Genomic DNA, 22,483 nt, shown 5'->3' with positions numbered 1-22,483 from the left:
GTTCTATGCTAGCCTGCCACCTTGCTGTCTGCGAAGTCTGCTCCCTTAGGTTTAATGTCAAATCCCATTCTTTCACCTGTCACTGGATGATTGAAACCAATGTGATATGAGCATAGTGCAAGATTGTGTCCTGTAGAAATCCCACCGTATTTTACATCACCAACAATTGGAGCTGTCCTGCTGGCCAACTGAATACGAATCTGATGATGTCTTCCGGTGAACAAATCAATATCAAGTAACTTTTTGTCATCCCAGTGGTCCACTGCGCGATATCTAAGAATCGCTTTCTTGGCACGTGGATCCGACTCCTTTACTACCTTTGATAGATTTGTACGATTATCCTTTACTAAATAATCAACAAGCTCTCCTTCGTCCGGGAAGGATTCCCTGCTGATTATGGCATAGTATTTCTTACTAAAAATGTGGTCTGTAATCTGCTTTGTAAGCTTGTTTGCAGCTTCAGATGTCTTGGCAAAAACCATAACTCCCTCTACAGGCTGATCCAGTCTGTGGACCACATGGACAGTTGGCTTTTCATTTTTGGACGCGAGATAATTGTTTATCTCACTGACCATATCCTTTTCTCCGATGCTTTTTGTCTGTGTTGCCACTCCCGCTGGTTTGTAGCATACGATAATGCTATCATCCTCAAAAATTATGTCCATGCATTATACCCCCCTTATTATTTGAGTCTTAATAGAATTTTAGCACTTTTCTGTATTCTTTCATAGATTTCGCAAAATTCTTACACTTTAAATCTGTAGCCTACACCCCAGATTGTTTCGATGTACTGTGGCTTTGATGTGTTCAACTCAATCTTTTCGCGAATCTTATTAACATGCACTGTAACGGTAGAGATATCACCGATTGATTCCTCTCCCCAAAGGGTCTCAAAAAGCTGTTCCTTTGAGTAGATAACATTTGGATTCTCTGCAAGGAATGTAAGTAAATCAAATTCTTTTGCAGTAAATGTCTTTTCCTCACCATTTATCCAAACACGACGACTAGCCTTGTCGATTCTAAGTCCACGAATGCTAATTTCATTTTTTTGAATAGCTGGTGACTGAACAAGGCGCTCATATCTTGCAAGATGAGCCTTTACTCTCGCTACAAGCTCACTTGGTGAAAATGGCTTTGTGATGTAGTCATCTGCACCGAGGCCAAGTCCTCTGATTTTGTCGATTTCTTCTTTTTTAGCTGTAACCATGAGAATAGGTACATTTTTAACCTCACGGATACGCTTGCAAAGCTCAAATCCGTCTACACCTGGAAGCATTAAATCCAGGATGTACATGTCGTAGTTGCCTGCCAATGCCTTCTGCAAGCCCTTTTCTCCATCGGCTTCTATATCTACTTCGAAATTAGAAAGCTCTAGGTAATCTTTCTCAAGCTCTGCAATTGCTTCCTCATCTTCGATGATTAATATTCTACTCATTTACGACCTCCTCATTTTCAATGAATTTTCTAATGACGAAATACATTGTTGTACCTTCGTTTTCCTTGCTTGTAACCCAAATCTTGCCGCCATGGTCCTCGATAATTTTCTTTACTATTGAAAGACCAATTCCGCTACCACCGGCTGCAGAATTGCGTGATGTATCTGCTCTATAGAATCTATCAAAAACATATGGTAAATCATGTGTCGCAATTCCCTTGCCATTATCTGATATTTCCACTTGAACAAAATCACCAACATCCTTTATAACGATGCCAACGCGGGATGCCACATCTGCCCTCATATATTTAACGGAGTTGCTAACGATGTTGTGAATGATACGGCCAAGCTGCTCTGGGTCTGCAATTATCAAAACATCTGGATCTACAAAATTTGCGTAATCCAGTCTGATGTGCTGGTTTTCAAGATCCATACCAAGCTCTTCGATACAGTCCTCAAAGTACGCTCTCAGGTTAAGCTTCTGGAAATTGTATGGAATCTTGTTGGTATCGATATTCGAATATAAGGTCAACTCATTGATAAGTGTATTCATTTCATTGGCCTTGTTGTAAATTGTGCGGATGTATTTTTCCTGCTTTTCTGGAGTGTCTGCAACACCATCGAGCATGCCTTCTGCATATCCCTTGATTGCAGTGATTGGAGTCTTAAGGTCGTGGGCGATATTGGAAATCAATGCCCTCTGCTCTGCCTCATCCTCTAGTCTATCCTTGGCATTATTCTTAAGGCGAACTCGCATATCTTCGAATGCATTACAAAGCTCACTCATTTCATCTGTGCCCTGGCTTGCTACGCTGAAATCAAGGTTGCCTTCTTTGATATTATTAGCCGCAAGCTTCAGCGTCTTCAGCTGTGGAGCGATTCCACGGTATATCCAAACAACCATAATGATTGCAGTCACAAGCAAAATAATAAATTCAGCCACACAGAAGTTGGTCACCAACTCGTCAAATTTACCAGCCTCATCCATATAATTCTTAAATGAGTGCATGATTTCGTTGGATATAATTTGCTCTTCAGTGGCCTCTAAAACTATTTTTTTCATTCCCAACATCAAACTGCAAAACAGTGCCACTGGAACAAGTGTGATAATGAAAAACGAAATAATTAGTCTGTTTTTTAGTTTCATAATACTTACCTCACAAAAAATAGGCAGCCCCTAAGGACTGCCTAAATTATAACATAAGTGATTTATTAAAGATATTTCTTTAAAGCCTCTGCTTTGTCTGTTGCTTCCCATGGAAGCTTAACATCAGTACGGCCGAAGTGACCATAAGCTGCTGTTGGACGATAGATTGGACGACGAAGGTCGAGCATCTTGATGATTCCTGCTGGACGAAGATCGAAGTTCTCGCGAACGATTTCGATAATCTTTTCATCTGAAAGCTTTCCTGTGCCAAATGTATCTACCATAACTGATGTAGGTTCAGCAACACCGATAGCGTATGAAAGCTGAATCTCGCACTTATCTGCAAGACCTGCTGCTACAATGTTCTTTGCAACGTAACGTGCTGCATATGCACCTGAACGGTCTACCTTTGTGCAGTCCTTTCCTGAGAAAGCACCGCCGCCGTGACGAGCGTATCCACCGTATGTGTCTACGATAATCTTACGTCCTGTAAGACCTGCATCGCCATGAGGACCACCAATAACGAAACGTCCTGTTGGATTGATGTAGAACTTTGTCTTATCATCAATCATGTCCTTTGGAAGGACTGGATCGAATACGTATTTTTTGATGTCTTCGTGAATCTGTTCCTGAGTAACATCTTCATCATGCTGAGTAGATAAAACTACAGCCTCAAGTCGAACTGGCTTGCCAGCCTCGTCATACTCTACAGATACCTGTGTTTTGCCGTCTGGGCGAAGATAGCTAAGTGTGCCATCCTTGCGGACATTGGTAAGCTGAAGAGCAAGTCTATGAGCAAGAGAAATAGGATAAGGCATGAGTTCTTCTGTTTCGTTAGTAGCGTAACCGAACATCATACCCTGGTCACCAGCGCCTGTATCCAGGTCATCTGTAAGTGAGCCTTCCTTTGCCTCAAGAGCCTTGTCAACACCCATAGCAATGTCAGCGGATTGTTGATCAAGAGCGACCATAACAGCGCAAGAGTTTCCATCGATGCCTTTCTTTCCATCGTCATAACCGATTTCAAGAAGAGTCTTGCGTACAATAGCTGGAACATCAAGCTGTGCCTTTGTTGTGATTTCGCCTGTTACAAGAACGAATCCTGTACATGAAGCAGTCTCACAAGCAACACGGCTCATTGGATCTTCAGCTAGGCAAGCATCGAGGATGGCATCCGATATGGCATCACATACCTTATCTGGATGGCCTTCTGTTACTGACTCTGAAGTAAAAAGTAACTTTTCCATTTTTTGACTCTCTTTCTTAAAATAAAAAAATTAGTTGCCTAAGCCTATATAGTATAACGTCATATGGGAGTTTCAGCAATATACATATTTTTGTAACTGTCATCGTCTAAGTATTGCCTTGTAATCCCAAAATTGTATACGTATAATTATAATATATAATTATGAAAAATTAGAGGTAGAACAATGACACTAGCAGTAGACGAATTGAAGGCTGGTATGGTTGTAGCTGAACCTGTCTTGACTAAGCGTGGCCAGACCATTTCTAAAGCTGGAGAAAAGCTGACAAATCAGCTAATCGCCAAGCTTGCCTTCTACAAAATCGAAGCGGTTACTGTTGAAGACCCTGAGCCCGAACCAGAGCCAGAGCCTGAACCAGAACCAACGCCTGCTCCTGCTTCCGCTAAACCAGAATCAAGAGTAAGTGATCAAATCACCTATACTCAACGCCTGAAGGCTTCACCTAAGTTTCAGAAGTTCCAATCTGACTATGCGTTGAATATTGGTTATTTAAAAGAAAACTTTGAAGCTATTATCGCAGGAGGTGGTGCTGAATGCTCCGACCTCATGCTTGAAAACTGTGAGTCTCTTTTTAAATCAAAGACTTCACTTGAGCTTTTAGATATGCTTTCAAACATGCGTAACTTAGAGGACCCAATTTACACTCACTCTTTGAACGTAGCCCTCATTTCCCGTTCAATCGGAAAATGGCTTCAGCTTCCAAAGAATGATTTGAACGTCCTTACACTTGCAGGTCTTCTTCATGATATTGGAAAGACACAGATACCAGAATCTATTCTGAACAAGCCTGGTAAGCTGACCGCAGAAGAATACGCCACAATGAAGACTCATCCTCTTCTTGGCAAAAAGCTTCTTAATAATAAGGGCTTTGATTCAAGAATTCTTGCCGCAACGCTTCAGCATCACGAACGAAGTGACGGTAGTGGTTATCCTAGGGGGCTTCTGGAAGATGAAATGGATGACTTTTCATGTATCGTTGCCATTGCTGATGTTTACGATGCAATGACTTGCGCTAGAGCACATCGTGATCCACTTTGTTCATTCCAGGTTATTGCTGAGTTTGAAAAAGAAGGACTTCAGAAATATCACACTAAATACGTGCTCACATTCCTTGAGCGTATTGCTAACGCATACAGCAACAGCCGCATTATTCTTAATAATGCAAAAACAGGCCGCGTGGTTTACATCAATAAGAGCAACCTTTCACGACCTGTTATTCAAATGGACAACGGCGACATCATCAATCTCGCCGATTCTGTCAACAAAGATTTATATATTAAAGCTATTCTATAAAGGCTTCCTGTATTCTGTCTTTCAATCCAGAATACCTTGCTGCCTGGGATGTATTATCCACCATAGAATAAAATACATTTGCGTCGCCTACCATGGTGACGCATTTTTTTGCTCTGGTAATGGCAGTGTAGAGAATGTTTCTGTTCATCAACATCTTTGGGCCATCCATAACTGGCATTACAACTGCTGGATATTCAGAGCCCTGAGACTTGTGAATAGTAATGGCATATGCCAATTCCAACTCATCCAAGTTAGCAAATGGATAAACCACTTTTCGTTTTTCTTCGTATTCTACCGTGATAGTCTTAGCCCAATCGTTGATATCCTTGATAATTCCCACATCTCCATTAAAGACACCAACGCCCTTTTCGATGGTGATGTTGTAGCCACCAGTAACCTCCCACTCAAGCTGATAATCGTTGCGTATCTGCATGACCTTATCGCCCTCGCGGAAAATACGAGTATCTCCTGACCACTCTTTTTTGTTAGGGGCAGGCGGATTCAGGAAATTCTGAAGGATTCCATTTAATCGCTCTACACCAATCAATCCTTTTCTGGTAGGAGTGAGAACCTGAATCTCGCTGATACCTGCATCTACGTATTTTGGCATTTTATCTCTAACAAGAGTGAGCATGACGTTGATGATTGTATCTGCATCGTCTCTCTTTAAAAAGAAGAAATCCTTTGATTTATTATCAAGCACAACATGCTCTCCCTGATGGATTTTGTGAGCATTTACGACGATGTCACTTTCCTGAGCCTGACGGAAAATCTTTTTTAATGTAACCGCTGTAAATCTTTCTGATGCTAAAATATCCTTTAAAACATTTCCTGGCCCTACACTTGGTAGCTGATTTTCATCACCTACCAGAATAAGTCTGGTGCCTGGTGAAATTGCCTTTAGCAGTGAATACATCAATGAAACATCTACCATAGACATCTCGTCGATAATGATTACATCGCACTCCAAAGGATTTTCCTCATTGCGGTCGAATCTGGCAAAGGATGTGACGCTATCATCGTCATTCATGTTGCCTGCAACCTCAAGCATACGGTGAATTGTTCTAGCTTCATAGCCTGTAGCTTCACTCATTCGCTTGGCTGCGCGACCTGTTGGCGCACCCAGGAAGATATTATAGCCCTGGTCCTCAAACAGCTTAATCATTGTAGTGATAGTTGTTGTTTTACCAGTACCTGGACCACCGGTAAGAACGAAAAATCCACGCTCTGCCGCTGCAATTACAGCATTTTTCTGAAGCTCATCAAGCTCCACATTCTCCTCGATTTCGATTCTGCGGATAGTGTTTGAAAGGTCTTCTTTATCAACCTTATATTTCACATCCAGCTCGCGAAGCATGCCGGCAATTGACTCTTCCATGCGATAGAATGCCTTTGAATAAACCTGACGATTTCCTTCAGAGTCTTTTTTTATAATTATCTTGCTATCCATGGCAAGGTTCATAATCTGGGCATCGATTGTGTCCCCATCTACCTTTAGCAAATCCTGAGACATACGATTGAGGGTCTCGATTGGGAGATAGGTGTGTCCCATTCCAGCGCCCTGGCCAAGAATGTATTGTATTCCGCCCTTAATTCGGAATTCAGAATCCACCTTTATGCCTACCTGGCTGGCGATTTCATCTGCAGTTTTGAATCCGATTCCTGAGATTTCATCTGCAAGCTTGTATGGATTTGTCTGTATAACATTGTAGATTTCATTGCCAAAACGATTGTAGATTTTGATAGCCTTATTGCCGTGAAGACCATATTTATCAAGAAAAATAATAGCATTACGGATATCCTTAGCTCCAACAATCTGGTCGGAAATTTCCATAGCCTTTGTGATGGAAATGCCTTTTACCTCCGCAAGTCGTTCAGGCTCATCCTCTATGATTCTGAATGTATCGGCACCGAACTTCTTTACAACTCTGGCAGCGAGCTTGGGTCCGATTCCCTTGATAGCTCCAGAGCCCAAATATCTTTCCATGGAAAGCTCATCCGCCGGTGCCTCCACCTCATAGCTTACCACCTTGAACTGCCTTCCGTAGGTTGGATGCTCCACAAATTCTCCTCTAAGAAGAAGATTCTCACCTTCTCCAATTACAGGAAAAAGTCCTGTACATGTGAGCAAATCATCATCTGCCACAAAGTCCAGAACTGTGTATCCATTATCTGTATTTCTAAAAATTATGTTTTCTACGTAACCCGTTAATTCTTCCATGGGTACAATAATAGCATAAAAAAACACCGCGTACTATATGTACGCGGTGGTCATTATGCTAAAACTTCTGTCACTTTTGACGCGTTTGCCTGTGCGATGTCTTCTGAAACTGTAGCTGCGTCAACACCTGCGGCTTCTGTCTGAGCGCCTGTTGTTCCGGTAATTCCATAGTTGCGCATAATCTGCTCAACAAAATCATCTGTTACATCTCCACCAATTTGATCTACAAGCTGAGATGCAACCTCTGTGATTGCTTTGTCCATATACAAATCCTTGTACATCGACATATTTGTGTCTTTGTTTTCTTCGTCTTCGTTTACGAAAGACTCCTTAACCTGCTTTACAACCTGCTCCATCATGTAAGTCTCGAAGCTTTTAACAGCATCTTCGATTTCTTCTCTTGATGAATTCTGGGAAATATTGCCAATTGATTTGGCAGTTGTTTCCGCTGCTGCTTTTGCTTGATTGGTGTATTGCGATTGCAAATACGTATTCATACTCGTTAAATCCATTTCTCAATCCCCCTATTAGATAGATTTGGTATCATCCGCATCCCCTCTTCTATCAGCTAGTTAACCTCCGCTCCGCGTAGGCTTGTTACTTTATCTCTTAAGGTTATTAGCCTGCTCCAACATGGTGTCTGAAGTAGTAATCGCCTTTGAGTTCATTTCATATGCACGCTGTGAGATGATAAGGTTTACCATTTCATCTGCAACGTTGACATTTGAGCCTTCCAAGTAGTTCTGAAGAATAGAACTTCTGATAACTCCATTTGTGTTCCATTCTGAAACTGGCTCACCGGAAGCTACAGTCTCATCATACAAGTTTTCACCGATTTTTGAAAGACCAACTCTGTTTGTAAACTGATACAAAGCAATTGACTGGCCTGTGGCTGTGTATGTGCCATCGGCATTTCTATATGAAATAGCTCCGTCATCTGGATTTACTGTAAATCCATTTTCACCTGCTGTTGCAGGAAGTGTAATTGACTTTCCTGCCTGATCAAGTACTTTATAGCCTTCAGCTGTAGTAAGGACCTTTGCACCAGTATTATCGATAGCCCATGTGAAGTTACCGTTTCTGGTGTAGTGAGTCTCATCACCATCCTGCACTGCAAAGAAGCCTTCGCCTGTGATGCACATTGCTGTATTGCTATCATTTGCAAGCTGGGCGCCCTGTGTAAAGTTTGAATTGATTGATGCAACTCTTGTTCCAAGACCAACCTGCGCGCTTGTAGGCTTTGCCTCGCCCTCTGCGTTTGTGCTGGTTGCCTGGAGTGTTTGATATAGTAATGTCTTGAACTGTGTGCTCTGAGCCTTATATGCTGTAGTGTTAACATTTGCAAGGTTGTTTGCAATTGTGTCTACTGATGTCTGCTGGCTCTTCATTCCTGAAGCTGCAGCCCACAAAGATCTCATCATAAGCTAATTCCTCCTAGGTTATCTCTCGCCAGTTACGTCTACAAGCATTCACTTACTACGCTCAACACACGTTTCGCTTTAGTAAGTAAATAGCTTGATGCCTACTGGCTATTTATACCTGTCCTACTTGATTAACTGTTTTATCAAGCGTTTCATCCTCGGCCTGAATCATTTTCTGGCCTGCCTCGTATGCTCTGGCTATGGTAATCATTGTAACCATTTCGTCCACTACATTGACATTGGATGATTCCAAAACGCCCTGCTCTATGTAGCCATTTTCTGCTTCTATTATTTCTCCTCCATCAATAAGTGAATAGAGGTTTTCGCCGTATTTATTGATGTAATCGTAATCTGCTACATCCACTAATCCGATTGTATCTACTTCCTCGCCATCCTGAGTGATAGTACCATCCTGAGCTACTGCATATTCCAGTGCTGGATCAATCTGTACGTAATAGTCCTCGCCGTACTGTCCGGTAAGGGCTCCCTCTGAATTGAGGAGGTAATCTCCGTTGGATGTTCTGATATAACCATCTGTGTCTACTGTGAAAGCACCATCTCTTGTGTACATGACTGATGTTTCACCAGCTTTGTTTGTGTACGCAACTGCGAAGAAACCGCTTCCTGCAACTGCTAAATCCGAAGGTTTGTCGGTAATCTGGAATCCGCCCTGCTCCCAGTTTGTGTAAGTCTCGCCTACCTTTGTACCAAGAGAAATGTATCCGATTCCCTCTGGTCTGTTTGCAAGTGCTGATGTGTCCTTAATCTTGATTGCTAGGCGCTCGTCAAATGACTGTGCCACCATGCCTTCCTTTTTAAAGCCTGTAGTATTGGAGTTGGCAAGGTTGTTAGTAATAGTATCAAGACGCTTCTGCTCATTAATCATGCCTGTATAGGCTGTATAGAGTCCTTTTACCATGGAGTCTCCCTTCTTTTAGACTTGGTTATAATACTCTCCATCTCTTTTATCGGTTTTCCGAAAATAAAATTAACCCCTTTTATGGAAAAAAATTATCTTTCATAATCATTTTACCATATAAAGGGGTCAAACATTCAATATTATTTAATTAATCTCCTGCAAGAAGCTCTACATAGCGACCTGTACCGATAGCTACGCATGTCATTGCCTCATCAGCAGTCATAGTGTTGATGCCTGTGCGGTCCTCGATGAGTTCCTCAAGACCACGAAGAAGTGCACCACCGCCTGTAAGAACGATACCTCTGTCTGCAACATCGGCTGCAAGCTCTGGTGGAGTCTTCTCGAGAACTGAGTGAATAGCCTCAACAATCTGCATTGTAGATTCCTTGAGTGCTTCCTCTGTCTCCTCTGAAGAAACAGTGATTGTCTTTGGAAGACCTGAAACAAGGTTACGTCCTCTAACGTCCATAGTCTCTGCCTCGCCAAGTGGGAAGCAACGACCAATCTTAATCTTGATATCCTCGGCTGTACGCTCACCGATAAGAAGGTTGTGCTTCTTTCTCATGTAACGAACGATTGCTTCGTCGAAATCATCACCAGCAACCTTGATAGATGTGCTGACTACTGAGCTACCAAGTGAGATAACAGCGATATCTGCTGTACCACCACCGATATCTACGATCATATTTCCCATAGGAAGGGAAATATCGATACCAGCACCGATAGCTGCTGCGATAGGCTCCTCAATGATAGAAACCTCACGAGCGCCTGCTGCAAAAGCTGCATCCTCAACGGCACGCTTCTCAACCTCTGTAGCGCCAGAAGGAACACAAACAGCAATACGAGGCTTACGATAGCTCTTCTTGCCCATTGCCTTCTGAACGAAGTACTTAATCATTTTCTCTGTAACTGTGTAGTCAGAGATAACACCCTGACGAAGTGGACGAACTGCCACGATATTACCAGGAGTACGTCCAATCATGAGACGTGCCTCCTCGCCGATTTCCTTAATCTTATTAGTATCTCTATCAAAAGCCACAACTGAAGGCTCTTTTAAAACAACGCCCTTGCCCTTTGCATATACAAGAACGCTTGCTGTACCCAAATCAATTCCGATATCTGATGCTGCCATGTTATTATCCTTTCTAATTCTAATCTATTCTACTGCCTTATCGGCAGAATTGCGCATTTTCACGTTTCTATTATATACGAATTATTTCATTATTCAAGTATTTCTAATCTCCCTTTTGCCAGTTACGCATACAAGCCTTAGTATTACTTCGTCGCGAGATTGGCTCCTTAAGTAATACTAAGAGCTAGTCTGCTACTGGCATCCGAGTAATAAAAAAAGCCAGCGTAAAACGCTGGCGTATTAATCGGGGAGTGCGACCAAAGTCTCCTTCGGTCGCTGAGTTATGAAAAATTTGGTATTAGCTTTCCGCTAGTACATGAAGTAATATACAGTGCTTATGTGATGGCTATGTGAAGATTTGTGAAAAAATGTAACCTATTGGCAATCTTCCTCACCTATTTTAACATGCGGTTTTATATATATTCTTTCAAATATTGACCTGTATAACTCTTTTTCACTTTTACGATGTCTTCTGGGGTTCCCTTAGCAATTACTGTACCACCGCGGTCTCCACCATCTAGGCCCATATCAATTATATAATCTGCACACTTAATAACATCAAGATTATGCTCGATTACTACAACTGTATTTCCTGAGTCAGAAAGCTTTCGCATAATTTCAACAAGCTTGTTTACATCGTCAAAATGAAGACCTGTGGTTGGCTCATCAAGGATATAAATTGTCTTTCCAGTTGCTCTTCGTGAAAGCTCTGTAGCAAGCTTGATACGCTGAGCCTCACCACCTGAAAGTGTTGTGCTTGGCTGGCCAAGCTTGATGTAACCAAGGCCTACATCGTACAGTGCCTGAATTTTATTAAGGATGCTTGGAACATTTTTGAAGAATTCTACTGCTTCTTCAACTGTCATATCAAGCACATCATAAATTGTCTTTCCTTTATAGTGAACCTCAAGAGTCTCACGGTTGTAGCGCTTACCACCGCAGACTTCGCAAGGAACATAAACATCTGGAAGGAAGTGCATCTCGATTTTAATGATACCGTCTCCGGAGCAAGCCTCACATCGGCCTCCCTTTACATTGAAAGAGAATCTTCCTTTATTATATCCGCGCTCCTTTGCCTCGGTTGTGCCGGCAAATAAATCACGAATCAAATCAAACACACCTGTGTATGTGGCAGGGTTTGATCGTGGTGTACGTCCAATTGGAGACTGGTCGATATCGATAACCTTATCAAGTGCCTCTGTGCCGATGATATCGTCGTGCTTTCCAGAAACCTTTCTTGCACGATTCAGGCGCTTTGCCAAATCCTTGTAAAGAATCTCATTTACAAGGGAGCTCTTTCCCGAGCCAGACACACCTGTAACAACTGTCATAATTCCCAGTGGAATATCAACGTCGATGTTTTTAAGGTTGTGCTCGCGGGCGCCCTTGATTGTGAGCCAGCCCTTTGGCTTGCGGCGCTCCTTTGGAACAGGGATGCAAAGCTTTCCACTAAGATACTGACCGGTGATAGATTCTGGGCATGCCATAATCTCCTCTGGTGTACCAGCAGCGATGACTTCTCCACCGTCCTTGCCGGCGCGAGGTCCGATATCCACAATATAATCCGCAGCGCGCATAGTATCTGCATCGTGCTCAACAACAATCAGCGTATTTCCAAGGTCTCTAAGGCCTTTCAGGGATGCTAACAACTTGTCGTTATCTTTTTGATGAAGACCGATTGATGGCTCATCCAGGATGTAGGCAACGCCAACAAGTCCTGAACCAATCTGTGTTGCAAGACGGATTCGCTGGGCCTCTCCACCTGAAAGTGTGGCAGTGGCACGGCTAAGTGTAAGATAATCCAATCCAACATCTACCATAAATTTCAGTCGAGCCTTGATTTCTTTGAGGACAACAGCACCAATCTTCTTCTGCTGCTCTGTGAGATTAAGACCGTCAATCATTTCGTATAATTCACGGACAGGATACTGAGTCATTTCGAAGATGTTTTTATCATCCAAAGTAACAGCAAGGGATTCCTTCTTCAAACGCTGACCATGACAGCATGGACAATCGCTATAGAACATGAACTCCTCGTACTCTTTCTTTGCTGATTCCGAATATGTTTCCTTGTATCTACGGCTAACGTTTTCGATGAGGCCTTCGAATACGGTAGGGTACACTCCGCGGCCTCGTTGGCCTTCATAATAAACATCTACTGACTTGTCGAATCCATGGATGAACATGTGGCGAATCTTCTCTGGAAGCTCCTTGTATGGAGTGTCCAGTGAAAACTTGTATTCCTTCGCAAGTGCCTCAAGCAAAGCATGAGCAAAACTTGTAGACTTGTTTGAAGACTGCCAGCCGATAACCTGAACTGCGCCCTCATTGAAAGAAAGGCTCTTGTCAGGAATCATTAAATCCTCATCAAACTCCATCTTGTATCCAAGACCGAAGCACTCTGGGCAGGCACCAAATGGATTATTGAAGGAGAAGCTTCGTGGCTCCACCTCGTCAATGCTGATTCCGCAATCAGGACATGAGAATCCCTCTGAGAAATTGATTGGCTCGCCGTCGATAACATCAACAATCATTAATCCTTCTGCCAGCTTAAGCACCGCCTCGATTGAATCTGTAAGACGCTTTTCGATGCCCTCTTTTATAACAAGTCGGTCAACAACGATTTCAATGTTGTGCTTTATATTTTTATCAAGCTTGATTTCTTCGGATAAATCGTAAACATTGCCATCTACATTTACACGAACATAGCCTGATTTCTTTGCCTTTTCAAAAAGCTTTTCATGTGTACCCTTTCGTCCGCGGACAACTGGGGCAAGAAGCTGAATCTTTGTACGCTCTGGAAGTGCCATAATGGCATCAACCATCTGGTCTACAGTCTGTTTGCTGATTGGCTTGCCACAATTTGGGCAATGAGGCACGCCGCATCGAGCATATAACAGACGCAAGTAGTCATAAATTTCTGTAACAGTACCGACTGTAGAACGTGGGTTGTGGTTGGTGCTCTTCTGATCAATTGAGATGGCAGGTGGCATACCTTCCATGTGCTCTACATTTGGCTTTTCCATCTGACCAAGGAATTGGCGCGCGTAGGAAGAAAGAGACTCCATGTAACGGCGCTGGCCCTCGGCAAAAATTGTATCAAATGCCAACGAAGATTTACCTGAGCCTGATAATCCTGTGAGAACAACAAATTCATCACGAGGAATGTCCAGGCTAATATTTTTCAAGTTGTGCTCGTTGGCGCCCTTTATTTTAATGTATTTTCTTTCTTTCATTATAATTTCCTCTTATTACTCTTCAGACATATCTCTAAGCATGTTTTTTAGCTCTACCATCTTGTCACGATATTCTGCGGCAGCCTCGAAGTTAAGCTCTGTGGCGGCTTTCTTCATCTTCTTTTGGATGTCTCCAATGAGCTTCTCAAGCTCCTGCTTGTTCATCTCTTCTGGATCCTTCTTGAACTGCATCTCCTTGTGGGCGATTTCCTTAGAAATAGAAATAAGCTCACGGACTGATTTTTGAATTGTCTGAGGAGTGATGCCATGCTCCTTGTTATAAGCCTTTTGAATCTCGCGACGTCGCTCTGTCTCGGAGATGGCCTTTTCCATGGATTCTGTCATGGTATCTGCGTACATGATAACGTGGCCCTCGGAATTTCGTGCAGCACGTCCAATTGTCTGAATCAGTGAACGCTCACTTCTAAGGAAGCCCTCCTTATCAGCGTCCAGGATAGCAACCAGGGTGATTTCTGGAATGTCCAATCCTTCCCTGAGGAGGTTGATTCCAACCAAAACATCAAACACATCCAGACGTAAATCTCTGATGATTTCTGCACGCTCCATGGTATCAATATCGGAGTGCATGTATTTAACTCTCACGCCAAGCTCTGCCAGATAATCTGTCAAATCCTCTGCCATTCGCTTTGTAAGAGTTGTAATCATTACCTTATTTTTCTTTTCAACTTCCTTCTGGATTTCGTTGAAAAGATCATCTATCTGCCCCTCTACAGGGCGCACCTCAACCTCTGGGTCCAACAGACCTGTTGGGCGGATAACCTGCTCTGTGCGAAGCAGCTCGTGCTCTTCCTCATAATCACCTGGTGTGGCTGACACGAACATAATCTGGTCGATTTTTGATTCGAACTCACCAAAGTTTAGAGGACGGTTATCAAGGGCCGATGGCAATCTAAAGCCGTACTCAACCAACGTCTTTTTGCGGGCCTGGTCACCTGCAAACATACCACGAATCTGTGGCAATGTGATATGACTCTCGTCCACTATAATAAGGAAGTCGTCGTTGAAATAATCAATCAAACACTTTGGTGGCTCCCCAGGCTGCTGATTTGTCATGTGACGGCTGTAATTTTCGATGCCGGAGCAAAATCCTGTTTCACGTAGCATTTCAATATCGAAGTTAGTGCGCTCTGCGATACGCTGAGCCTCTATGAGCTTGTCCTCAGATTTGAAGAACTTCACTCGCTCATCCAGCTCTGCTTCGATGCTTGCACAGGCTGCATTAATCTTGTCCTGAGGGATGACATAGTGGCTGGCTGGGAAAATCGCAACATGCTCAAGCTCTCTTCTAACCTGGCCTGTCATAATATCTGTCTCGCAAATGCGGTCAATTTCATCTCCGAAAAACTCGATGCGAATGCCGTAATCGCTAGTATTAGCAGGGATAACCTCCAAAGTATCACCGCGAACACGGAATGTTCCTCGATCGAAATCCATGTCATTTCGCATGTACTGAATGTTAATCAGCTCATGGATAACATCATCCCTGTCCTTCATGTCCCCTGGGCGAAGGCTAACCATCATGTTTTGGAAATCGTCTGGCTCGCCGATGCCGTAAATGCAAGAAACAGACGAGACAATAATTACATCTCGTCTTTCTGATAATGAAGCTGTGGCCGAAAGGCGTAGCTTGTCTATTTCATCATTGATTGAAGAATCCTTCGCGATGTATGTATCAGTACTAGGTACATAGGCCTCTGGCTGATAATAATCATAGTAAGACACGAAGTACTCTACAGCGTTCTCTGGGAAGAATTCCTTGAACTCAGAGTAAAGCTGGCCTGCCAATGTCTTGTTATGAGCGATAATTAAGGTTGGCTTGTTGAGCTGCTCGATAACATTAGCCATGGTGAAAGTCTTTCCAGAACCGGTAACGCCAAGAAGTGTCTGCATCTGGTTTCCTTCCTTGAAACCTCGCACCAAATCTGCGATTGCCTGAGGCTGGTCGCCTGTTGGCTTATATTCTGAATGTAATTTGAAATCCATAGTTTAGCCTTTCGGTTCAATTGTACACAATCGTATGTAATGTATTATAGCACAGCAGTGTGATTAGTCAAACATTTGTTTGTACCATCTTGTTTTGTGTTATTATACTTGACAAATTTGTTTTATCTATGTTATATATAACACTCGTGTGACTCACAACACACATTTCAATTTCATGCAGTATCAATTTTGTAATGAACAGCAGCATTACCAGGATTACTTGCATGTCACGCCGATTTATCGGCATTTTCCCACCAAAGACAATTGAATAATGGGTTTTATAGGAGATTACATAGGAATAGTTCGTGCCATATCAAGATTATTATGGTCTTTTACTGGCTGAATCTACTGGAATTGTTAAGTTTTTCTATAGCATTCGCTTATTTCACTTAAAAGTTGTGATTGCAGTTAAGTTTATATATAAAAATCTATTTTTCACTTAACTTTACTTAAAGCATTTTAACTAAAGTTAAGTTTTTTACAAATTTCCTCTCTTTCACTTAACAACATTGCTATGCTTGATAAGTTTATTTCTTAATTGTTTTATATTCACTTAACATCCTCTCTCAAGCTATCACATTTTTTAAGTTTATTTTTCAAAAATGCCAATAAACTTAAGTGGTCATGACAATTTTAAGTTTATTATTTATTTCTACATAATACACTTAACAATTCTTCAAAAACTATATAAGTGAAATTTCATTTTTTCTTTTTTCACTTAAGTCAGCCTGTTTTACTGATAAACTACAGGTGTTTTCCTAATTCATTTAATCATACTCTCTAACTTATATCAGCCAATCCTCGTATTTCCCCTATACTTTGCATTATCATGTCATATTCGCATTTAAACAGAAATAGGAGTAGTTATGAATACAATTTTAAATATTGATACTAGCAGAACGGAAGCTAGCATCTACAATCTAATCGACGTAGTAGACAAGGAACTTTTATCCGCTCCTAAGGGTTACATAAGATTAGAAAGCAGCAAAGGCTATCCTCGATATTATTACTACAAGAACCGTTCTGAAACATGCGGAAAGTATTTATCCGCTGATAACATCGGTTTTATCACATCTATTTGCCAACGAGATTACTACATTAAGCTTTTGAAAAAGCTTAAAGAATTAATCAATCATTATCAACGTGGGATTCATTTTGATATCTATGTGGAGATTGATAGTGTTTACTATTCTTTCAATCCTGGTAAGCGTTCTTTGATTAAACCTATCATTCCTGACATTGAATCATTTGTTGAAGAATGGCATCTTCAACATCCAGGTTCATTAAACACTTTTCCAATAGAAAATGGAATTTATACGAATAATGGTGAATTGGTTAGATCAAAGTCCGAAAAAATCATTGCGGACAGATTATTAGATTATGGAATTCCTTATGCTTATGAACCAAGCCTTATTATTGATGGATTAATAAAATATCCCGATTTTCTCGTTTTAAACAAAGTCACTAGAGAAACTTTAATCTGGGAACATTTAGGTCTTGCCGATAGCGTGGATTACAACTCAAATAATCTGAGCAAACTAGCTCTCTATGAAGCCAACGGATATTTAGTAGGTAAAAATGTAATCACATCATTTGAGTCCGTGAATTATCCTTTAAGTACAAAGTTGATTGATAACAAAATCAACGATTTCTTACTTGATTAGCAAAAAATGTTCTTATACTTATCTATAATCCAATTCTTTTCTATTCTAAAAAACGAGGATGCCAATCTATTGACATCCTCGTTGTATTCTATAATTCATCCTCTTTTGCGATGTCTTCCTCGGTCATGTATTTGCGGAAGACTTTTTCAAGGATTGGGTGCAATGTGCAGGAAATGATTCCTGGTGCGAATAAGATTAAAAATAGGAATCTGTAGCAAAGGTAATATATGGCGATTAAAAGCACAAGCATTACCAAAGTCCAGCCGATGTTTGCAATCATGAAAACGGCTGAGACTTTGAAGGATTCCTTGAAGCCATTTTCAAAGCGGGCGATGTACGCAAAATGGTAGATTGCCCAAAGAACCGTGAATACTAGAAGCACCATAAAGAAAATGGATGCTGCCGCAAATGGGCTATCTGGCGATAGGTAATTTCTGGTGATGTAGATGTCACCCCCAAGGATTGCGTATAGCAAAATGAAAATCAGCCATGATAATGTGGACTGTTTGAAGTTGTCCTTGAATGAGTGGAAGAACTCAGTGGTGTAGCCACGGCCTTTGTAGATGCATTTGTGTGTGGCATAGTAAAGGGCTGTAGAGCTGGCGCCGATTGTCACAAGTGGCAATGAGCATGCCAAGAAGTAAAAACTAATCAAAATCACATCTGCGATTTTTGAAATCCCGTCAATAAATCTGTTGTTAAATAATTTTTCCAAAACCTATTCTCCTATTTCTATTTCATAAAGCAGATTGTAGAAATTCTGCATGTATTCTTCATTTCCTGATAAATCAACAATCACTAGATAACACATGGTGTCGTCCAAGCCGAAATATTCCTGCACTTTTGTGCCAGAAATGTCGATGGCTGCGTAGTTGTCGAAGTATGTGTCATCGTTTTCGTTGCGTTGACTGAAGGTAGCCTCGCGATTCGCCCATAAATCTAAGAGATTGTCGGGTAGCTGCTTTGTTACATCCAGTGGTGTGCCAAGGTCGCATAAATACTGTACGCCTGCTTCGTCGGTGAAGGCGAAATCCATCTGACCTGAAACAGTATAAAGGTCGATTTGATTGTAGTAGGCTGTTGAATTTGCATCAACGTCCCCTGACAAACCTGCCACCATGGAAAATCCTTCGTGCTTATCCATGCCAAGCTGCTCTGGCATTGTCTTTTCAAGGCTTTCATCTACCTGGGATGAATTGATAACAACTCCGTATAGCTTGTAATCTATGTACGTCATCTGATGGTGGACGAACCAGACAATCACTCCGATGATGACAAGCACAATCAACATGTGCATCCAATAATACGTAAATACGTATCCAATCTTTTTATCTAAAGGCATCTGGGCTAGCTTTGCTTTTTCCCCTGCCCATGTTTTAGTTACCTGCTCTTGCTCGTTGTCTTGATATGCCATAATACCCCGCTCCATTATTTCGTCTAGAACCTATCGTAACGTAAAAAAACGGCTACCGCAATAAGCGATAGCCATTTTTAATAAACATTTTATATTCAACTAGATATCAAGAAGCTTTGCGTATGCTGCAAGTGCATCTGATGTATCGCCAGCAAGTACCTTCTTTGCAAGTACCTTACCAAGCTGAACACCTTCCTGATCGAATGAGTTAACATTCCATACAAATCCCTGGAACATAACCTTGTTCTCGAAGTGAGCAAGGAGTGCACCAAGTGTCTCTGGTGTAAGCTGATCACCAACGATAATTGATGATGGACGGTTGCCCTCGAAGTACTTGTTGCGGTTGTCGTCGTCCTTACCGCAAGCGAATGCCATAATCTGAGCTGCAACGTTTGCCTTGAGCTTCTGCTGTGATGTGCTTCCTTCGATTACAACATCTGTTGCCATCTGGCTGTTCTTGAAGCCAACGAACTGAAGAGGGATGATGTTTGTTCCCTGGTGAAGGAGCTGGTAGAAGCTGTGCTGTCCGTTTGTACCTGGCTCACCAAAGATAACTGGACCAGTAACATAATCAATTGCCTCACCGAAACGGTTAACGCTCTTGCCGTTTGACTCCATGTCGAGCTGCTGTAAGTGAGCAGGGAAACGGCTAAGTGCCTGTGAGTATGGAAGAACGGCTGTAGACTCATATCCAAGGATATTTCTCTCGTATACGCCGATAAGTGCATCAAGTAATGCTGGGTTCTTGCGGATGTCTGTGTTCTTTGCAAGAGCATCCTCTGCAGCTGCACCGTTAAGGAAACGAGCAAACACATCAGGACCAAATGCAAGTGAAAGAACTGCGCCACCTACTGATGATGTAGATGAGTAACGTCCGCCGATGTAATCATCCATGAAGAATGCATCAAGGTAATCAGATGACTTTGCAAGTGGAGATGTCTCTGATGTAACGGCAATCATGTGCTTTGAAGCATCAAGACCAGCGTTCTTAAGAGCATCCTTAACAAATGACTCGTTTGTAAGTGTCTCAAGTGTTGTACCTGACTTAGAAACAAGGATGAAGATAGAGTGAGCAACATCAACGCCTGCAAGAACAGCTGCTGCATCATCAGGATCTACATTTGAAATGAAGTGAGCCTCCATCTTGAATGTGCCTGTAACCTTTGCCCAATTCTCAAGAGCAAGGTACATAGCGCGAGGACCAAGGTCTGATCCACCAATACCAATCTGAACAACAGATGTGAACTTCTCGCCTGCTTCGTTAACGATTTCGCCAGCGTGAACCTTGTTTGCGAACTCAGCGATGCGCTCCTGCTGTTTTACATAGAACTCTCTCTTGTTAACGCCATCAGCCATAACATCATCGCCAAGCTGACCACGTGTGAGCTGGTGAAGAACGAGACGCTTTTCACCTGTATTGATAACCTCTCCGTTGTAGAGGGCTGCGAACTTGTCAACAAGCTGTGCCTCATCAGCAAGCTTTGCAAGTGCATCAAGAACTGTGTCATCAACCTGCTTTGAAGCGAAGTTGTAAACCATGCCGTTTGACATTGGCACGCAGTACTCAGCAACACGCTTTGCACCGTTTGCACCAGCCATGGCTGTCTTGAGCTCTACCTGATTCTTAAGCCCCTGGAGAGTCTTGAATGACTCGAGCTTATCAAAATTTTTCCATTCTACCATTTTGAACACTCCTTTATATAAAACAATGTATATTGAAAACGATTTCAGTGAAAATTTTATAATAAAAGCATTTGCTTTTCAAGGAATGAGACTGGTTTTTCACAATTAATTGTTAATTCTTTAAAAACATCTCTTCTGCTGTTTTACCTGGATAATATTTCCTTATTTCTTCACTCTCAGAATCTCGTAGTTGCGCAAAGTGGTTATTCATCTCCTTCAATATCTTTTTTACTATTTTTTCTTTATGATGAAGTTGCAAATCGTTTATTATATTTCCGTAGTCAGTGCATACTATTGTTTTTTCTCCACTATCATATGTGAACTCTATGTATGTGTCCTTAAAAAGATGATTATTAACAACGAAGCTGTATTCTGCATCTATAGGATTTGCTGTATCTACCCAATAAGCAATACCTCTCGATTCCACTCGTGTAAAAATCTCCTTTGGTGGCTGATTATTATAAGCATTATATTTTTCCGAAATGCAATACCCCGATTCATCATTAGACACTTCAGGATCATAATAATATAAACTGCCTTCATAATCTGGAGCACCTGCGCTTGCAAATACCCCCTTTTTCCCAATCCAAGTCAATCCAAAAAAATCAGTCCACTCAACATTATTTAATCCAAATTGATTAGCATCGCGTTCTATAGAATAAAAGTCTGGCAATAAGTCTTTGTTCTCAATAAATGCCCCTCTACTCCTTCTTGCTCTTGTTTGCATAAAGAGTGCGTTTTGTTCGCTAGTATTTTTTAGATTCCAACTCCACCTTTCCGGATAGTATTTATTGTAGTCCTCAAAATATTTTCTAATGCAGCATCCTTTATTCTTCTCAATACATCTTTTTCTTTCTAGATTTTCCTTTGCTTTTTCTTTTGCTTCTTTGTATACGTAAGTAGTAGCTAGATATGAAAAATATTTATCATAAATTGGTTCTGCTTTTTCATTAAACTCTTCGCTATTACATTTTTTTGCTAATCGAATACATTCTCCCAATAAATCCGCTGGAATATCTCCATAGTTTAATTTTATATACTCATCAACTACTTCTTTAACTTGAGGATTATTGTCGTTGCTTTTTTTCATAAGCATCATCGTTACTGTGTATAAATTTACTATTACATACCCCTGTATAAATCCTTCTATATACAGCTCATCATGTGTCCTACACGTCATTTTTTGTCCTCCCATAATCATGAATTATCAATTAGGCAATCCGGTTTGTCGGATTTTTGTTCTAAAATATAACACCTATCACTTCATTTCATAATAGGTGTATTAATTATTCCATCTCTTTATAAGCTTGTGCTATATATTTAGCATAAACTAGAATATGTTTCTTATCTTTATTATTTACTTTTCTAAAACTCTCTACTATCTCTATTTCGTCTGATGATAAGTAATACCTACAATCTAGCTCATCCTCGCCTTCAATACCTAGTAACTCTTTCGAAGTTATTCCTAGTACTTGGCATATAGCAGGAATCTTATCTAAACCTGGATTGTACTTTTTCTTTTTCCAGTCACTGATAGTACTTTCAGGGATTCCTGTCGCTTTAGAAAATTCCTTTTGCGTCATCCCCTTAGCTTTCATCAGCTCAAAAATCTTTTCATATACTGCTCGTTTCATAATTTAATTGTACCA

18 protein-coding genes are annotated in these 22,483 nt (G+C 41.4%); 2 read left to right on the top strand and 16 right to left on the bottom strand.

Annotation, left to right across the window (positions count from 1 at the left end):
• Nucleotides 1-8 precede the first annotated feature (8 nt).
• From E7274_RS06215 to metK, 4 genes are all read right to left on the bottom strand, one after another.
• Nucleotides 9-665 (bottom strand): RluA family pseudouridine synthase, encoded by a 657-nt coding sequence (locus tag E7274_RS06215; protein WP_304174604.1) that lies wholly within the window; start codon nt 663-665, stop codon nt 9-11.
• Between the two features lie 80 nt (nt 666-745).
• Nucleotides 746-1,435 carry a response regulator transcription factor gene (locus E7274_RS06210; protein ID WP_033152829.1) on the bottom strand — a complete coding sequence of 230 codons (690 nt, stop codon included), beginning with the start codon at nt 1,433-1,435 and terminating at the stop codon, nt 746-748.
• The gene (locus tag E7274_RS06205; protein WP_033152826.1) at nt 1,428-2,582 is read right to left on the bottom strand and encodes a sensor histidine kinase; all 1,155 of its coding nucleotides are present in this window, start codon (nt 2,580-2,582) and stop codon (nt 1,428-1,430) included. Before E7274_RS06205 ends, E7274_RS06210 begins: the two co-directional genes overlap by 8 nt.
• Nucleotides 2,583-2,647: 65 nt before the next feature.
• Nucleotides 2,648-3,829 (bottom strand): methionine adenosyltransferase, encoded by a 1,182-nt coding sequence (metK, locus tag E7274_RS06200; RefSeq protein ID WP_033152825.1) that lies wholly within the window; start codon nt 3,827-3,829, stop codon nt 2,648-2,650.
• Between the two features lie 183 nt (nt 3,830-4,012).
• Between metK and E7274_RS06195 the strand changes: the two genes are divergently transcribed.
• Nucleotides 4,013-5,140 (top strand): HD-GYP domain-containing protein, encoded by a 1,128-nt coding sequence (locus E7274_RS06195; RefSeq protein ID WP_304174602.1) that lies wholly within the window; start codon nt 4,013-4,015, stop codon nt 5,138-5,140.
• Here E7274_RS06195 and recD2 read toward each other — a convergent pair.
• The 7 genes from recD2 to uvrB form a co-directional block, all read right to left on the bottom strand.
• Nucleotides 5,130-7,361, bottom strand: a complete 2,232-nt coding sequence (gene recD2 / locus E7274_RS06190) for an SF1B family DNA helicase RecD2 (RefSeq protein WP_304174600.1) — start codon at nt 7,359-7,361, stop codon at nt 5,130-5,132. The two genes, E7274_RS06195 and recD2, sit on opposite strands and share 11 nt — an antisense overlap.
• A 53-nt stretch (nt 7,362-7,414) precedes the next feature.
• Nucleotides 7,415-7,873 (bottom strand): hypothetical protein, encoded by a 459-nt coding sequence (locus E7274_RS06185; RefSeq protein WP_304174598.1) that lies wholly within the window; start codon nt 7,871-7,873, stop codon nt 7,415-7,417.
• Nucleotides 7,874-7,963: 90 nt separating this feature from the next.
• Entirely contained in the window at nt 7,964-8,782 is an 819-nt protein-coding gene (locus E7274_RS06180) for a flagellar hook-basal body protein (RefSeq protein WP_304174596.1), read from the bottom strand.
• Nucleotides 8,783-8,894: 112 nt separating this feature from the next.
• Nucleotides 8,895-9,701, bottom strand: coding sequence for a flagellar hook-basal body protein (locus E7274_RS06175; RefSeq protein ID WP_304174595.1), 807 nt, complete (start codon nt 9,699-9,701; stop codon nt 8,895-8,897).
• 148 nt (nt 9,702-9,849) lie between these two features.
• Nucleotides 9,850-10,833, bottom strand: coding sequence for a rod shape-determining protein (locus tag E7274_RS06170; RefSeq protein ID WP_033152819.1), 984 nt, complete (start codon nt 10,831-10,833; stop codon nt 9,850-9,852).
• A 413-nt stretch (nt 10,834-11,246) separates the two neighbouring features.
• Nucleotides 11,247-14,069 carry an excinuclease ABC subunit UvrA gene (gene uvrA / locus E7274_RS06165; protein ID WP_304174593.1) on the bottom strand — a complete coding sequence of 941 codons (2,823 nt, stop codon included), beginning with the start codon at nt 14,067-14,069 and terminating at the stop codon, nt 11,247-11,249.
• Nucleotides 14,070-14,084: 15 nt separating this feature from the next.
• Complete coding sequence (gene uvrB / locus E7274_RS06160) at nt 14,085-16,073, bottom strand: excinuclease ABC subunit UvrB (RefSeq protein WP_304174591.1); 1,989 nt, start codon at nt 16,071-16,073, stop codon at nt 14,085-14,087.
• An 866-nt stretch (nt 16,074-16,939) separates the two neighbouring features.
• On the opposite strand from uvrB, the gene E7274_RS06155 reads away from it, so the two are divergent.
• On the top strand, nt 16,940-17,737 hold the full coding sequence (locus tag E7274_RS06155) for a hypothetical protein (RefSeq protein ID WP_304174589.1): 798 nt from the start codon (nt 16,940-16,942) through the stop codon (nt 17,735-17,737).
• 88 nt (nt 17,738-17,825) lie between these two features.
• Here E7274_RS06155 and E7274_RS06150 read toward each other — a convergent pair whose 3' ends face one another.
• The 5 genes from E7274_RS06150 to E7274_RS06130 all read right to left on the bottom strand — a co-directional run bounded on the left by E7274_RS06150 (nt 17,826) and on the right by E7274_RS06130 (nt 22,468).
• Nucleotides 17,826-18,452: a YesL family protein gene (locus E7274_RS06150; RefSeq protein ID WP_044936428.1), complete on the bottom strand. Its 627-nt coding sequence runs from the start codon at nt 18,450-18,452 to the stop codon at nt 17,826-17,828.
• Between the two features lie 3 nt (nt 18,453-18,455).
• Entirely contained in the window at nt 18,456-19,151 is a 696-nt protein-coding gene (locus tag E7274_RS06145; RefSeq protein ID WP_304174588.1) for a hypothetical protein, read from the bottom strand.
• Nucleotides 19,152-19,250: 99 nt separating this feature from the next.
• Complete coding sequence (locus E7274_RS06140) at nt 19,251-20,834, bottom strand: glucose-6-phosphate isomerase (protein WP_304174586.1); 1,584 nt, start codon at nt 20,832-20,834, stop codon at nt 19,251-19,253.
• A gap of 112 nt (nt 20,835-20,946) precedes the next feature.
• The gene (locus tag E7274_RS06135) at nt 20,947-22,014 is read right to left on the bottom strand and encodes a hypothetical protein (protein ID WP_304174584.1); all 1,068 of its coding nucleotides are present in this window, start codon (nt 22,012-22,014) and stop codon (nt 20,947-20,949) included.
• A gap of 106 nt (nt 22,015-22,120) precedes the next feature.
• Nucleotides 22,121-22,468: a helix-turn-helix transcriptional regulator gene (locus E7274_RS06130; RefSeq protein ID WP_304174582.1), complete on the bottom strand. Its 348-nt coding sequence runs from the start codon at nt 22,466-22,468 to the stop codon at nt 22,121-22,123.
• Between the last annotated feature and the right edge of the window lie 15 nt (nt 22,469-22,483).

It is taken from the genome of Pseudobutyrivibrio ruminis (assembly GCF_015057245.1).
In the GTDB taxonomy this organism is placed as follows: domain Bacteria; phylum Bacillota; class Clostridia; order Lachnospirales; family Lachnospiraceae; genus Pseudobutyrivibrio; species Pseudobutyrivibrio ruminis_E.
Note: the sequence above shows the minus strand (reverse complement) of the source record. Positions and strands in the feature narration are given on the sequence as shown.

Coding starts and splice junctions, on each gene's coding strand:
- E7274_RS06215 (WP_304174604.1), bottom strand. CDS start 665: ATGGACATAATTTTTGAGGATGATAGCATTATCGTATGCTACAAACCA.
- E7274_RS06210 (WP_033152829.1), bottom strand. CDS start 1,435: ATGAGTAGAATATTAATCATCGAAGATGAGGAAGCAATTGCAGAGCTT.
- E7274_RS06205 (WP_033152826.1), bottom strand. CDS start 2,582: ATGAAACTAAAAAACAGACTAATTATTTCGTTTTTCATTATCACACTT.
- metK (WP_033152825.1), bottom strand. CDS start 3,829: ATGGAAAAGTTACTTTTTACTTCAGAGTCAGTAACAGAAGGCCATCCA.
- E7274_RS06195 (WP_304174602.1), top strand. CDS start 4,013: ATGACACTAGCAGTAGACGAATTGAAGGCTGGTATGGTTGTAGCTGAA.
- recD2 (WP_304174600.1), bottom strand. CDS start 7,361: ATGGAAGAATTAACGGGTTACGTAGAAAACATAATTTTTAGAAATACA.
- E7274_RS06185 (WP_304174598.1), bottom strand. CDS start 7,873: ATGGATTTAACGAGTATGAATACGTATTTGCAATCGCAATACACCAAT.
- E7274_RS06180 (WP_304174596.1), bottom strand. CDS start 8,782: ATGATGAGATCTTTGTGGGCTGCAGCTTCAGGAATGAAGAGCCAGCAG.
- E7274_RS06175 (WP_304174595.1), bottom strand. CDS start 9,701: ATGGTAAAAGGACTCTATACAGCCTATACAGGCATGATTAATGAGCAG.
- E7274_RS06170 (WP_033152819.1), bottom strand. CDS start 10,833: ATGGCAGCATCAGATATCGGAATTGATTTGGGTACAGCAAGCGTTCTT.
- uvrA (WP_304174593.1), bottom strand. CDS start 14,069: ATGAAAGAAAGAAAATACATTAAAATAAAGGGCGCCAACGAGCACAAC.
- uvrB (WP_304174591.1), bottom strand. CDS start 16,073: ATGGATTTCAAATTACATTCAGAATATAAGCCAACAGGCGACCAGCCT.
- E7274_RS06155 (WP_304174589.1), top strand. CDS start 16,940: ATGAATACAATTTTAAATATTGATACTAGCAGAACGGAAGCTAGCATC.
- E7274_RS06145 (WP_304174588.1), bottom strand. CDS start 19,151: ATGGCATATCAAGACAACGAGCAAGAGCAGGTAACTAAAACATGGGCA.
- E7274_RS06140 (WP_304174586.1), bottom strand. CDS start 20,834: ATGGTAGAATGGAAAAATTTTGATAAGCTCGAGTCATTCAAGACTCTC.
- E7274_RS06135 (WP_304174584.1), bottom strand. CDS start 22,014: ATGACGTGTAGGACACATGATGAGCTGTATATAGAAGGATTTATACAG.
- E7274_RS06130 (WP_304174582.1), bottom strand. CDS start 22,468: ATGAAACGAGCAGTATATGAAAAGATTTTTGAGCTGATGAAAGCTAAG.